Below are 13,499 nucleotides of genomic sequence, written 5' to 3' on the forward strand. Positions count from 1 at the left end.
CCGGAAGAATTAAGAAATCGTCATTTGAGAAAAAAAGCTATCCATTACTGGATAGCCTCTGCTGTCTGTTTAAAATGATGCGCTTGCGTAAGTAATTCTTTCGCATGCTCCGTCGTTAAATCTGTGATTTCCACACCAGAAATCATTCGAGCTATTTCTGTTACTTTATCCTCCATAGTTAAAACAGTAACTGATGTAATTGTCCGATCATTCGCTACTTGTTTTCGAATAAATAAATGCGAATCTGCCATTGAAGCTACTTGAGGTAAGTGCGTAATACAAAGTACTTGCGAGTTTACTGATACTCGATAAATTTTTTCAGCAATAGCCTGTGCGACCCGGCCACTTACACCCGTATCCACTTCATCAAAAATAACAGATGCAACCCCTTGATGCTTAGAAAAAATGCTTTTTAAAGCTAAAATGATACGAGATAACTCTCCGCCAGATGCAACCTTTGAAAGTGGTTTTAGCGGCTCTCCTGGGTTCGTCGAAATATAAAATTCCACATGATCGTAACCATCCGCCGTAAGTCTTACCGGTGCACCTTCCACAAGGGGCTCTTCTGCATTTCCTTCTCTCTTCATAATTCTCACTTCAAATTTCGTTTTTTCCATATATAATTCTTTTAATTCCTGATGAATTGCATTTGTAAGGTGTTCTGCAAGCTCATGACGCATATTACTTAACAACGTTGCTTCTTTCAGAATAACACTTTCTAATTCCTTCAATTGTTTCTTCGTCGTTTCAATATGAACGTCTTTATTTTCAATTGTAAATATTTCTTGTTCAATTTTATCTGCATACGCTAAAATCTCTTCTACAGTATTTCCATATTTTCTCTTTAGCATACGAATTTCATTCAAACGTGTTTCGATTTCATCTAAACGATTTGGATCATATTCCATCATATCGAGCTTTTCTCTCAGTTGATATGCAACCTCTTCTAATAAGTAATAGCTATTTGCAATTGAATCATGATTCTCTTGATACATTTCATCTAAATGTGTAATACTTTCCATTTGTCCCATTGCGCTTCTTACATTATCTAATCCTTGTCCGTCAGCACTCAATGAACGATATGCATCACCTAATGCTTTATAAATCTTTTCAAAATTAGAAATTTGCAATCGTTCCTCAGTTAATTCATTTTCTTCATCCATCTTTAAATCAGCTTTGCGAATTTCTTCATGCTGAAATTGAATTAAATCTAAGCGATGTGCCATTTGTTGTTCATTTTCACTTAACGATTTCAATTGTTTTTTTAATTTTTCATAGTCAGCGTATACGTTTTGATATATGTCTAATTGTTTAACGATTCGATCCCCATCAAAGTGATCAAGCATAAACAGATGTCGTTCTTCATTCATTAAATCTTGCGTTTCGTGCTGTCCATGAATATCAACAAGTGTTTTCCCAATTTCTTTTAATATGCTAAGTGTAACAAGCTTCCCATTTACACGACATACACTCTTCCCGTTCGCAGCAATATCACGCTTCAAAATAATCATGCCATCTTCTATTTCTATATCTAACTCTTCTGCCTTTTCAATACATGGATGCTTATCATCTTCAACATAAAACAGCCCTTCAATCTCAGCCTTTTCTGTTCCATAGCGAACAAATTCTGCTGACCCACGGCCACCTACAAGTAAACTAATCGCATCAATAATAATCGATTTTCCGGCCCCTGTTTCACCGCTTAAAACCGTTAAACCTTTTTGAAAAGAAATATTTAATGCTTCAATAATAGCAAAGTTTCTAATCGATAATTCCGATAACAATGCCCCATTCACCTCGTTATAAAATAATCCCTTACTAAAGGATTTTCTCAGTTCTTCATTCAAATAATCATGCTATATATTTGTATGTATATACTCTTCTAACCCGCTTCATTGTACCAAACATTTGTTTTACGGGTCAATCCATCTATTTTCTAACTTTATGCAAACAAAATATTATATTACAATTGAAAAATCATATTTTTGACCAATAAAAATATCTTGTTCACTTCCCACTTTACGATGGAAAGCAAACAAGATTTTTTGTTACAACATATTTAAGAAACGATCAGAGACAACACCTGTATCGTCAGGTGTACGGCAAATAATTAAGCAAGTATCATCACCACAGATGGTTCCGATGATCTCATCCCACTCTAAATGATCAATAAGTGCTCCAAGTGAATGAGCGTTACCAGGCAATGTTTTTAGCACAAGCATATGTCCTGCCGTGTCTAATTTTACAAATGAATCCACTAGATTTCGTTTTAATTTTTGTAACGGGTTAAATCGTTGATCTGCTGGCAAGCTATATTTATAGCGCCCATCATGTAATGGCACCTTCACTAAGTGCAGTTCTTTAATATCGCGCGATACTGTTGCTTGCGTTACATTAAATCCCTCATTACGTAAAATATCAACTAATTCATCTTGTGTTTCAATTTCTTTGTTTGCAATAATTTCCCTGATTTTAATATGGCGCTGACCTTTATTCATACATTTGCACCTCACACTATCTCTTACCATAGTTTAAACATTGGTATACTTCACTTATTTATGTTAACTTATAATTCGTTTCTTGTACACAATTGTTTTTACAATCATTATACAATTACAACAAAAAGAGGAACAACATATGTTATTCCCCTTTCCCTTTTTGTTTTAGAACGTCATGCGCTTCTGTAACAACTTGCTCTATAGAAATCGGAGAATGATTTTCGCCATTCTCACGTTCACCATGCCATTTCAGATGAATTAAAAATTCAATATTACCATCCCCACCCGTAATTGGTGAGAATGTTAAACCTTCCACATCATAGCCCTCTTTTAAAGCAAAATCGACAATCATTTCTACAACAGCTTCATGTACTTTTCTATCACGAACGATACCTTTTTTCCCAACTTGCTCTCTTCCAGCTTCAAACTGCGGTTTAATTAACGCTGCTACATCTCCGTTAGGCATAAGCATTGTTTTTAAAACCGGCAGTATAAGCTTTAATGATATAAATGAAACATCAATACTTGCAAATTGAGGTAAACCACGTTCTAAGTCTGCTTGTGTCACGTAACGGAAGTTTGTTCGTTCCATTACAACAACACGCTCATCTTGACGTAATTTCCACGCTAGCTGATTGTATCCTACATCTAATGCATAAGATAATTTCGCTCCATTTTGAAGCGCGCAATCTGTAAAGCCACCAGTTGATGAACCAATATCTATCATAACTTTATCTTGTAAATCAAGATGAAATGTCTCTAATGCCTTTTCAAGTTTATAACCACCACGACTTACATACGGCATAACTTGTCCCTTCACCGTAATCTCAGTATCTTGCGAGATTTTCTCTCCTGGCTTATCAAGTCTCATCTCATTTGCATATACGAGTCCGGCCATAATGGCGCGCTTTGCTTTCTCACGCGTTTCTATAAGTCCTCGCTCTACTAATAGTACATCTACTCTTTCTTTTTTTACGCTCATTTGTTACGCCCTTTTTTGTTTTGATGGAATCATTGTATGAATACGGTCTACAACAGCATCTGTCGTTAAACCAATTTCTTCTAATAATTTTGTTACACTTCCGTGCTCTATGAAGCGGTCTGGAATACCCATTCGTTCAACTAATGCACTATGGTAACCATTTTCAGATGCAAATTCAACTACTCCTGTTCCAAAACCACCGATTAAACAAGCTTCTTCAATCGTTAAAATCGGTATATTCTTCCCTAGAAGATCATGTAAATATGCTTCATCCATTGGTTTAATAAAGCGAGCATTCACTACTTTCACTGAAACCCCAGCTTTTTCAAGACACTCAGCTGCTTCCATTGCCATTGGTATTGTCGTACCAAACGTTAAAATAGCTGCTTGTGTACCCTCTTTTAACGTCTCCCACGTACCGATTGGAATCGCCTTTAATTCTTCATCCATATGAACGCCAAGTCCATTACCACGCGCATAACGCAATGCGATTGGTCCATCTTCATATTGCATCGCCGTATAAACTAAATGTTGCCCTTCATTTTCATCTTTCGGCATCATAAGCACCATATTCGGCAAGTGACGTAAGAATGAGATATCAAATACGCCTTGATGCGTTTCACCATCTGCTCCTACTAATCCCGAGCGATCTATTCCGATGAAAACATTTAAATTTTGGCGGCATATATCATGAACAACTTGGTCATATGCTCTTTGTAAAAATGTCGAATAAATTGCTAAGAATGGCTTCATTCCTTGCGTTGCCATACCTGCTGCCATTGTTGTAGCGTGCTGTTCTGCAATACCTACATCAATCATACGATCTGGGAATTCTTTTTGGAATTTCTCAAGTTTTGATCCAACAGGCATTGCAGGTGTAATTGCTACGATACGCTCATCCGCTCTCGCTAGCTTAAGTACTGTTTCACTAACGACAGCACTCCATGCTGGTGCAACTTCTTTTGGCTTAACGAAGTCACCTGATTCAATTTTATAAGGTCCTGTTCCATGCCAAGTTCCAATAACGTCACTCTCAGCCGGTTTATAACCTTTTCCTTTTTTCGTAATAACGTGAACAAGTACTGGGCCTTTTGTTTTCTTTGCATATTGCAACGTTTCGAATAACTTTTCATAATCATGCCCATCGACTGGACCTAAATATGTAAAGCCTAACTCTTCGAAAAAGACACCAGATACTAGTAAATATTTAAGACTATCTTTTATTTTCTCTGCTGTCGCAGCCACTTTCCCGCCAACTGCTGGGATTTTCTTTAATATATACTCTAATTCATCTTTTACCCAGTGATATTTTCCTGCGGTACGTAAACGACCGAGTACATTATGAAGCGCACCAACGTTTGGTGCAATTGACATTTCATTATCATTCAAAATAACAATCATGTCTGTTTTTTCATGTCCAATATGGTTCAATGCCTCTAAAGCCATTCCACCTGTTAAAGCACCATCTCCAATAATTGGTATAACATATTCTTTCGTTTTCTTTAAATCACGTGCCAGAGCCATTCCCATTGCAGCCGATAACGAAGTCGAGCTATGACCAGTTTCCCATACATCATGCTCACTCTCGCAACGTTTCGGGAAACCACATAGACCTTGATATTGCCTTAATGTACCAAACTCTTTCGCGCGTCCAGTTAAAATTTTATGTACATAGGATTGATGTCCTACATCCCATAAAAATTTATCTTGCGGGCTATCAAATAATTTGTGCAGAGCAATTGTGAGTTCTACTACACCTAAATTAGGTGCAATATGTCCACCTGTTTGAGAGAGCTCTTCAATTAAAAACTTACGAATATCCTCACTCAATCCCTCTAGTTCACTGATAGACATATCTTTCAAAAAACTAGGGTTTTGAATTTGCGTTAGATCCACATGGATCACTCACTTTCATTTCATAATCTGTCAACATGTCAAATATTATAAAAAACATTTACACAAAACAAGAAATTCTCTTTTCTATTTTTCGTCTTGTCCCGCTATTAACCAGTCTATTGCGCCTTAATCCTATTATAAACCATATTTCTTTAGGCGATGAAAAAAATAGCCGCTAACACGAAGTGATAACGGCAATGTAATCTACATATATTTTTGCCAATAACAAGAAAAGAAAAACCTTTTCCTACATTTATATCATAAAATGATGAATGACTCAACAAATGAAAACGCTGTTATATTAGTTATTACGTTTTGCAATCAAATCGCAAATAGATAGTAAATATTCATCTTGTAATTGCAAGGAGCTAATCGCACCTTTTGCTTCTGCAATTGTTTCTTCTAAAATATCCTTTGCTCTATCTACAGTAAACAACGTCGTATATGTGCTCTTTTCATTAGAAAGATCGCTACCAATCGGTTTTCCAATCTCTTCTTCGGTGCCTTCGACATCTAAAATATCATCTCGAATTTGGAAAGCTAGACCGATATATTTAGCAAACGTAAGTAACTTTTCTTCTTGCTCTTCTGTCGCATCAGAAAGTATCGCACCCGCAAGTACAGCAAATTCAAGCAGTTTTCCGGTCTTATGTTTATGGATGTACTCCAATTCACCAATCGTAAGGCGTTTCCCTTCAGCTTCCATATCTGCCACTTGTCCGCCAACCATTCCTTCTGGTCCTGCTGCTTTTGCAAGTTCAAGTACAAGTCTTACTTTTTTTTCGGCAGAAATTTCTTTTTGCTCATATGCCATAATAACTTGAAAAGCATACGTCAATAAGCCATCTCCTGCTAAAACTGCCATCGCTTCACCAAATACTTTGTGATTTGTGGGCTTTCCTCTTCTTAAATCATCATTATCCATACAAGGTAAATCGTCATGAACTAACGAATATGTATGAATCATTTCAAGAGCACAAGCTGCACCTACTCCAAGATTTCTTTCTTTCCCAAACGCTTGTAATGTTGCAAACAAAAGTAACGGGCGGAGACGTTTTCCACCCGCTTCTAAAGAATATGCCATCGCTTCACGAAGTACATTTGGACATTGTAATTCATTTGCATAGCTTACAAGTTTCTCTTCTACGAAAGTTTTATTTCCCTTCAAAAAAGTATCAAAAGCAATCGTCACTATGCTTCATCTCCTAAAGCAGTAAACGGTTCAAGCTCTCCATCTTCCCCAAGAATAACTGCCATTTGTTCTTGTACATTCTTCAACTTCTCATCACAAAGCTTAGATAATTCCATACCCTCTTTAAAATAAGAAATCGCTTCTTCTAAAGGTACGTCACCTTGTTCTAGCTTAGAAACAAGATGCTCAAGTTGCGAAATCGCCTCTTCAAAGCTTAATTTATTTTCCATTATTCAATTCACGCTCCTCTATGCCTGATACGCTACAATCTAGTATTCCATCTTGTAATTGAACTGAAACAGCATCTCCAAGGCTTACATCTTTCACACTTTTTAACACTTGCTTCTCTTCATCATATACAAGCCCGTACCCTCTCATCATTACTTTAAGCGGACTTAACGCTTCAAGTTTTTGAGCAGCTCTTACAAAGGCAAATTCTTTCGTTTGAAGTAACGTTTGCATTTCACGTTGTAATTGCTTTTGCAACGTTTCAACAGCTACCTTCGTTTGAATAATTTTTTGAGATGGGTGGTGCTTCTCTAAATAAAATGAAAGTTGCTTTAACTGATTCACCTTTTTATCAATATAGCGCTCTTTCGCTAAAACAAGCTGTTCTAGCGCTCTATCTAATTGCTCTTCCTTTTGCTCATATACTTGTCTTGGATAACGGAACGCATACGATTTTTGCAACACTTGTAGTTTTTCTTCTTTTTTATGTACTAACTCTTTCATTGCTCTTTGCAATCTCAGAGTTCTTTGTAATACCTTTTCTTGTAACTCTATAATATTAGGTGCTGCTAGCTCAGCTGCTGCAGTCGGTGTTGGCGCGCGTAAATCTGCAACAAAATCTGCGATTGTAAAATCCGTTTCATGGCCTACTGCCGAAATAATAGGAATTTCACTCTTAAAGATTGCTCTTGCAACCATTTCCTCATTGAAAGCCCATAATTCCTCAATAGAACCTCCACCACGACCAACGATTAGTACATCTATCTCTCCCATTTCATTCGCTGTACGAATCGCTTGTACAATCGAGGGAGCCGCTGACTCCCCTTGTACAAGTACCGGAAATACAATAACATTCCCAATTGGATAACGACGTTTAATCGTTGTTATAATATCACGAATCGCTGCTCCTGTTGGCGACGTAATCACACCTATCGTTTTAGCGTAAGGAGGAATTGCTTTTTTATAAACTTGAGAAAAAAGTCCTTCTTCTTCTAAGCGAACTTTTAACTGTTCGTACGCTAAATGTAAATTTCCGACTCCGTCAGGCTGCATGTCTTGAATATAAATTTGATAAGAACCACTCGCCTCGTAAACAGAGATTTTCCCTTTCACGAGTACCTTCATCCCATTTTCAGGTTTGAATTTAATATTACGATTATGACCCGCAAACATAACCGCTGCGATTCTTGCATTTGCATCTTTCAATGTAAAATACATGTGGCCACGGCTATGATTTTTAAAGTTGGAAATTTCACCTTTTAACCAAACAGACTGCAAATGCGGATCATATTCTATTTTTGTTTTTATATAGCGTGTTAACGCTGTAACGGTTAAATATTGCTTCTCCATTTCTCTCTCCTCATAGCCGACTCAAATTATTTACAAACGACACCTGCACGTTTGGCAGATTCAACAGTATTATGAAGAAGCATTGTGATTGTCATTGGACCAACACCCTTTGGCACAGGTGTAATGTAACCCGCAACATCTAACACGTTGTCAAAGTCAACATCACCACAAAGTTTTCCTGTTTCTAAACGGTTAACACCAACGTCAATTACAACCGCTCCTTCTTTAATATAATCCGCTGTTATCATTTTAGGTCGTCCAACAGCTACGATTAAAATATCAGCTAACTTCGATAACTCTTTCATATTTTGCGTCTTAGAATGACAATATGTGACAGTTGCATTTTCATTTAAAAACAATTGCCCCACTGGTTTACCGACAATATTACTTCTTCCAATTACTACTACATGTTTTCCAGAAATATCAAGATTTGTTTCTTTTACTAATTCTACAATACCATGCGGTGTACATGGAAGGAATGTATCTTGTCCCGTCATCATACGTCCCACGCTGATTGGGTGAAATCCGTCTACATCCTTTTCTGGTGAAATTCTTTCAATGATAGCTTTTTCTTCAATATGTTTTGGTAAAGGTAATTGCACTAATATGCCATTAATACGGTCATCGCCATTTAAGCGATCGATTTCAGCAAGCAAACGTTCCTCAGTAATTGTTTCAGGAAGTTCAATTAGCTCTGAGTAAATCCCTACTTGTTCACAGCCTTTTTCTTTTCCTTTCACATAAGAACGAGATGCTGGATCTTCTCCAACTAAAATAACTGCTAATCCTGGTACAATACCTTGCTCTTTCAACTTCACAACTTCTTCTGTTAATTGTGCTCGTTTTTTCTCCGCAACTTCATTTCCTTTGATGATTACTGCTACCATTTTAAGATTCCCCCTTAAAGAATTTACAGTGTATCTTTTATATTAGATAAAACGCCGTTAATAAAACGACGAGATTCCTCATCCCCAAATGTTTTAGCAATTTCAATTGCTTCGTTAATTGTTACGTTGTGTGGAATTTCTTCCATGTATTTCATTTCATACACAGCTACACGTAAAATACTGCGATCAACAATACTAATACGCTCAAGCTTCCACTTTTTTAAGTTTTGACGAATCGCTTCATCGATTGCTTCTTTATTTTCTACAAAACCTACTACAAGTGACTCTAGAAACTCATTTGTTTCTTCGCCTTCATCTAGCGTGTTTTCCACTGCTACTTTCGGTTCTAATTCACCTGTAATATCCATTTGGTATAATGCTTGCATTGCTCTTTCTCTAGCCGTCCTACGTTTCATTGTAACTCTCCTTTATGCTTCAAGTCTTTCCTTATACTTTGTTATATTATTATAATTTATAAGCCGTCAATTCACTTACTCTTACAGTTTTCATTGATTTTCCAACCTTATAATACAATGATAATAACACAATTTATCGTTTCACACACGGGTTACAAGGCTGAAAAATAATAAAAAGATTAACTTCAAGTTCCATATCTTATCACAATGTACGTTTTTTGGAAAAACGACACATTTTCTTGTTTATTTCTTATTTTTTGAAATAGTATAATAATTAGAGGGTTGTAATTTGTGAAGAAATGAAACGATAAAAAAGATGCCTATGTTACTAGGCACCTTTTCATTCTTACACTGGTTCGATTTCTGTTTTTTGTGTTTCGAATGTTACGCCAACGATGTGAACATTCACTTCTTTTGGCTCAAGTCCTGTCATTGTAAAGAGTGCTTGGCGAATATTGTCTTGAATCTTTTGTGCAACAACTGGAATTGCTACACCAAAATACATTACAACATAAAGGTCAACGATAATATCTTCGTTTGCTAATTCAACCTTTACACCTTTACCATGATTTTTCTTACCTAACTTCTCAACAACATCTGTAGCAAAATTACCGCGCATTGCCGCTACACCTTCTACTTCAGCAGCTGCAATACCTGCAATTACTTCAATTACTTCTGGTGCAATTTCTACTTTACCAAGAGTTGTATCTTGACCCATATCTAACATATGTTCAGCCATGAAAAAAACCTCCTTTAATGTATCACTGCGTCACAAGTTCATGCTCTTCCAAAAATTTCGTATTAAACTCACCTTTTACAAAATCAGGATGATCTAGCAATTGCAAATGGAACGGGATTGTTGTATGTACGCCTTCAATGACAAATTCACTAAGTGCGCGCTTCATTTTTGCAATTGCCTCTTCACGTGTTTTTCCGTGAACAATTAATTTAGCAACCATCGAATCATAGAAAGGTGGGATTGAATATCCCGGATATACAGCTGAATCGACGCGAATACCAAATCCTCCTGGTGGTAAGTACATTTCTACTTTACCTGGAGATGGCATAAATTTTTTGGCAGGGTTTTCCGCATTAATTCGACATTCAATTGCCCAACCATTAAATTGTACTTCTTCTTGCTGTAACGATAACTTTTCTCCTGAAGCAACAAGAATTTGTTCTTTAATTAAGTCCATTCCCGTTACCATTTCAGTAACCGGATGCTCAACCTGAATTCTCGTATTCATCTCCATGAAATAAAAGGTTTTCGTTTTATATTCATAAATAAACTCAACCGTACCAGCACCTGTATAATCAACCGCTACCGCCGCTTTAACTGCCGCTTCACCCATCTGCTTGCGAATATCTTCATCAAGTGCAGGTGATGGACTTTCTTCTAATAGTTTTTGCAAACGGCGCTGAATTGTACAATCACGCTCTCCTAAATGAATGGCATTTCCGTGTGTATCTGCCATTATTTGAATCTCAACATGGCGGAAATCTTCAACGTACTTTTCTAAGTATACACCAGGGTTCCCAAAAGCGGTACTAGCTTCTTGCTGTGTAATTTGAATTCCTTTTATAAGCTCTTCTTCATGGCGTGCAACACGAATACCTTTTCCGCCGCCACCTGCAGTCGCTTTAATAATAACTGGATATCCAATTTGATTAGCAAGCTCGATCGCTTCTTCGGTATTTTTAATAATCCCTTGTGAACCTGGTACAATCGGAACCCCTGCTTCTTTCATTGTATCACGAGCAACGTCTTTTGTGCCCATCTTTGAAATAGCTTCTGGACTTGGACCAATAAAAATCAAGTTACATTCACGGCATAACTCTGCGAAATCTGCATTCTCTGCTAAAAATCCGTATCCCGGATGAATAGCATCGCAGCCTGTTAACTTCGCAACGCTAATAATGTTCGTCAAATTTAAATAGCTTTCTTTCGAAATCGTTGGTCCTACACAATACGCCTCGTCTGCAATCTGTACGTGAAGTGACTCTTTATCTGCTTCTGAATAAATTGCAACTGTTTCAATATCCATTTCTTTACAAGCACGAATAATTCGTACAGCAATTTCCCCACGATTGGCTATTAATACTTTTTTTATCATCACAAAGACTCCCTTATTACGCTTTTACAAGAAATAGCGGTTGTCCATACTCAACAAGCTGTCCGTTATTAACAAGAATTTCAACAATTTCGCCCTCTACATCAGCATCAATTTCGTTAAATAACTTCATAGCCTCGACAATACATACGATAGAATCTTTCGATACTCTATCCCCAACACTTACATATGGAGGTGTATCAGGTGAAGAAGAAGAATAGAATGTACCTACCATTGGTGAGGTGATCTTATGTAGGTTTTCATCTTGAACAGTTTTCTTCTCTTCTTGTTTTGGCGCTTCTGCTTGCGCTGCTGCTACTGTCGTTTCAACTTCAACAGGCGCTACTGGTTGCATAGCTTGTTTTGCTGCAGGTGCTTGCACAGCAACAACTTCATTACCACGCTTTTTCATTTTGATTGTTGTACCGTCTTTTTTGTATTCAAATTCATCAATATTAGAGCTATCAATTAATTTAATTAATTCACGAACTTCTTGAATTTTAAACATGTAAAATCCACTCCCATACTCTTGTTTGTCCCGTTTTTACAGATTCTCGTCACGAAAACTAGATTGACTGTAAAAATACGATGTATTCTATTAGAAAATATATTTCATTAACTAATAGAAATATTTACTATTTCCATCTTACGATAAATTTTTTAAACATTCCAATTTATATTTCTTTATAATAAATCGAAACTCCTGTAAAAATATTATTCCAATAAAAATTTAATACCTAGTAATAATACCAAGTTTCACATGAAATTGGCAAGACCACTTCTTAAAAAACATTCACTACTTTAGCAAAACGTTACACAGCAAACATGCCATTCCCTCTCCACTCTTTACCACACCTATAGTCAATTACATATTTTTACCAAATATTATTTTTTTGTTTACACGCCGTTCATCATTCCTTCATATAAGAATAGTATGTTCAAAGTGTAGAAAATATATTGTGTCGAGGTGTGGAAATATGATATGGCTCATTCTCTTTTTACCTGCCGTAATCGTTTGGGCATGTGTTCTTTGCATCCACGTCAAATCTGGAAAAAGTAATCATCAGTACCATGAACCATTAATCTTTTACTCACAACGTGTTTCTCCATTCCGAGTTGAACATAGTAAAAATAACTACAAAGACGAAATAGAAAAAAGCTATCGAAAATGATAGCTTTTTTCTATTCACACGTTTACTTACATACTCTATTTTACTATTTGCATACCCTTTGCTTAGTAAAAGATAATAATCCGCAGGGAAATCCCTGCGGATTAAAGTTTCACTTATTTCGCTGGTGGATCAAATTTCACACCTACATCTTTTGATCCGCCTTCACTTCTTACAAGTTGAATAATTTTATTTGCTTCTTTCTGTGAATGTTTTGCCGCTTTAACCGTTACTCTAATGTCAGTACCATCAGCTCTTACAAGAGCATCTGGATATCCTCCTTGAGATTTAATTACTGTCTCAAGTAATTCTTGCTTCGTTTCCATTGTCGTAATGGCATCAAAATTTTCTTTCGCTTTATTCTTTTCTGTTGCTGAAGCTTTTGTTGAACTCATCACTTCTTGTAATTTTGCTTTTTGTTCACTACGTTGATCTTCCATTTGCATACGTAAAGCTGTGAAATTCTCATCACTTGATTGAACTGATACATTGCCCTCTTTTTTACTTGTTTCTTTTTTTGCATTTTCTTTTTTGTCTGTTTCTTTATTTGTTGTTTCCTTGCTTGTATTTTCTTTTTTCGGAGTTTCTTTAGGCGCTTCGTTTGTTACTGCTTTATCAGTACCTTGTTTTTCTTGTCCAATCTTTTCACCTGTTGCCGGCGATGCTGTATTCATTTTGTCAGGAGTTGTCACGTAATACACAGATAGTACAACAACTAAACTTAACATCGTTAATAACCAAACTGTTTGTTTTTTTAACACTTTATTTCC

General features: G+C 36.5%; 14 protein-coding genes. 1 reads left to right on the forward strand and 13 read right to left on the reverse strand.

The window, feature by feature from the left end:
- Positions 1–44: 44 nt before the first annotated feature.
- The 12 genes from recN to accB form a co-directional block, all read right to left on the reverse strand.
- Positions 45–1,784: a DNA repair protein RecN gene (gene recN, locus ACTJJY_RS04475; RefSeq protein WP_000947734.1), complete on the reverse strand. Its 1,740-nt coding sequence runs from the start codon at positions 1,782–1,784 to the stop codon at positions 45–47.
- Between the two features lie 264 nt (positions 1,785–2,048).
- The gene (argR, locus tag ACTJJY_RS04480) at positions 2,049–2,498 is read right to left on the reverse strand and encodes an arginine repressor ArgR (RefSeq protein ID WP_001032580.1); all 450 of its coding nucleotides are present in this window, start codon (positions 2,496–2,498) and stop codon (positions 2,049–2,051) included.
- 142 nt (positions 2,499–2,640) lie between these two features.
- Positions 2,641–3,480, reverse strand: a complete 840-nt coding sequence (locus tag ACTJJY_RS04485; RefSeq protein WP_440605086.1) for a TlyA family RNA methyltransferase — start codon at positions 3,478–3,480, stop codon at positions 2,641–2,643.
- Between the two features lie 3 nt (positions 3,481–3,483).
- Positions 3,484–5,376: a 1-deoxy-D-xylulose-5-phosphate synthase gene (gene dxs / locus ACTJJY_RS04490; protein ID WP_061884562.1), complete on the reverse strand. Its 1,893-nt coding sequence runs from the start codon at positions 5,374–5,376 to the stop codon at positions 3,484–3,486.
- Between the two features lie 301 nt (positions 5,377–5,677).
- The gene (ispA, locus tag ACTJJY_RS04495; protein WP_440605087.1) at positions 5,678–6,568 is read right to left on the reverse strand and encodes a (2E,6E)-farnesyl diphosphate synthase; all 891 of its coding nucleotides are present in this window, start codon (positions 6,566–6,568) and stop codon (positions 5,678–5,680) included.
- Positions 6,568–6,798 carry an exodeoxyribonuclease VII small subunit gene (xseB, locus tag ACTJJY_RS04500; RefSeq protein WP_000428423.1) on the reverse strand — a complete coding sequence of 77 codons (231 nt, stop codon included), beginning with the start codon at positions 6,796–6,798 and terminating at the stop codon, positions 6,568–6,570. The genes ispA and xseB overlap by 1 nt, the downstream gene beginning before the upstream one ends.
- Positions 6,788–8,146 carry an exodeoxyribonuclease VII large subunit gene (xseA, locus tag ACTJJY_RS04505; RefSeq protein ID WP_440605088.1) on the reverse strand — a complete coding sequence of 453 codons (1,359 nt, stop codon included), beginning with the start codon at positions 8,144–8,146 and terminating at the stop codon, positions 6,788–6,790. The genes xseB and xseA overlap by 11 nt, the downstream gene beginning before the upstream one ends.
- 26 nt (positions 8,147–8,172) lie before the next feature.
- Positions 8,173–9,033 (reverse strand): bifunctional methylenetetrahydrofolate dehydrogenase/methenyltetrahydrofolate cyclohydrolase FolD, encoded by an 861-nt coding sequence (gene folD / locus ACTJJY_RS04510; protein ID WP_000226732.1) that lies wholly within the window; start codon positions 9,031–9,033, stop codon positions 8,173–8,175.
- Between the two features lie 23 nt (positions 9,034–9,056).
- Positions 9,057–9,449, reverse strand: a complete 393-nt coding sequence (gene nusB, locus ACTJJY_RS04515) for a N utilization substance protein NusB (RefSeq protein WP_000830247.1) — start codon at positions 9,447–9,449, stop codon at positions 9,057–9,059.
- Between the two features lie 346 nt (positions 9,450–9,795).
- Positions 9,796–10,188, reverse strand: a complete 393-nt coding sequence (locus ACTJJY_RS04520) for an Asp23/Gls24 family envelope stress response protein (RefSeq protein WP_000807630.1) — start codon at positions 10,186–10,188, stop codon at positions 9,796–9,798.
- A 22-nt stretch (positions 10,189–10,210) separates the two neighbouring features.
- On the reverse strand, positions 10,211–11,563 hold the full coding sequence (gene accC, locus ACTJJY_RS04525; RefSeq protein WP_000592870.1) for an acetyl-CoA carboxylase biotin carboxylase subunit: 1,353 nt from the start codon (positions 11,561–11,563) through the stop codon (positions 10,211–10,213).
- A 16-nt stretch (positions 11,564–11,579) separates the two neighbouring features.
- Positions 11,580–12,068: an acetyl-CoA carboxylase biotin carboxyl carrier protein gene (gene accB / locus ACTJJY_RS04530; protein ID WP_000472863.1), complete on the reverse strand. Its 489-nt coding sequence runs from the start codon at positions 12,066–12,068 to the stop codon at positions 11,580–11,582.
- A gap of 469 nt (positions 12,069–12,537) precedes the next feature.
- Here accB and ACTJJY_RS04535 point away from each other — a divergent pair, with 469 nt between their 5' ends.
- Positions 12,538–12,732: a hypothetical protein gene (locus tag ACTJJY_RS04535; protein WP_002000935.1), complete on the forward strand. Its 195-nt coding sequence runs from the start codon at positions 12,538–12,540 to the stop codon at positions 12,730–12,732.
- A gap of 113 nt (positions 12,733–12,845) precedes the next feature.
- On the opposite strand, the gene ACTJJY_RS04540 is transcribed toward ACTJJY_RS04535, so the two are convergent.
- A complete protein-coding gene (locus ACTJJY_RS04540) occupies positions 12,846–13,490 on the reverse strand; it encodes a SpoIIIAH-like family protein (RefSeq protein ID WP_000914710.1) in 645 nt (214 codons plus the stop codon).
- Positions 13,491–13,499: the final 9 nt, after the last annotated feature.

Origin of the sequence: Bacillus sp. 22475, assembly GCF_052044835.1 — a bacterium.
GTDB classification, from domain to species: Bacteria; Bacillota; Bacilli; order Bacillales; family Bacillaceae_G; genus Bacillus_A; species Bacillus_A cereus.

Excerpts from the sequence above, each read along its gene's own strand:
- argR (WP_001032580.1), bottom strand. The coding sequence starts at position 2,498 with ATGAATAAAGGTCAGCGCCATATTAAAATCAGGGAAATTATTGCAAAC.
- ACTJJY_RS04485 (WP_440605086.1), bottom strand. The coding sequence starts at position 3,480 with ATGAGCGTAAAAAAAGAAAGAGTAGATGTACTATTAGTAGAGCGAGGA.
- xseB (WP_000428423.1), bottom strand. The coding sequence starts at position 6,798 with ATGGAAAATAAATTAAGCTTTGAAGAGGCGATTTCGCAACTTGAGCAT.
- xseA (WP_440605088.1), bottom strand. The coding sequence starts at position 8,146 with ATGGAGAAGCAATATTTAACCGTTACAGCGTTAACACGCTATATAAAA.
- folD (WP_000226732.1), bottom strand. The coding sequence starts at position 9,033 with ATGGTAGCAGTAATCATCAAAGGAAATGAAGTTGCGGAGAAAAAACGA.
- nusB (WP_000830247.1), bottom strand. The coding sequence starts at position 9,449 with ATGAAACGTAGGACGGCTAGAGAAAGAGCAATGCAAGCATTATACCAA.
- ACTJJY_RS04520 (WP_000807630.1), bottom strand. The coding sequence starts at position 10,188 with ATGGCTGAACATATGTTAGATATGGGTCAAGATACAACTCTTGGTAAA.
- accC (WP_000592870.1), bottom strand. The coding sequence starts at position 11,563 with ATGATAAAAAAAGTATTAATAGCCAATCGTGGGGAAATTGCTGTACGA.
- accB (WP_000472863.1), bottom strand. The coding sequence starts at position 12,068 with ATGTTTAAAATTCAAGAAGTTCGTGAATTAATTAAATTAATTGATAGC.
- ACTJJY_RS04535 (WP_002000935.1), top strand. The coding sequence starts at position 12,538 with ATGATATGGCTCATTCTCTTTTTACCTGCCGTAATCGTTTGGGCATGT.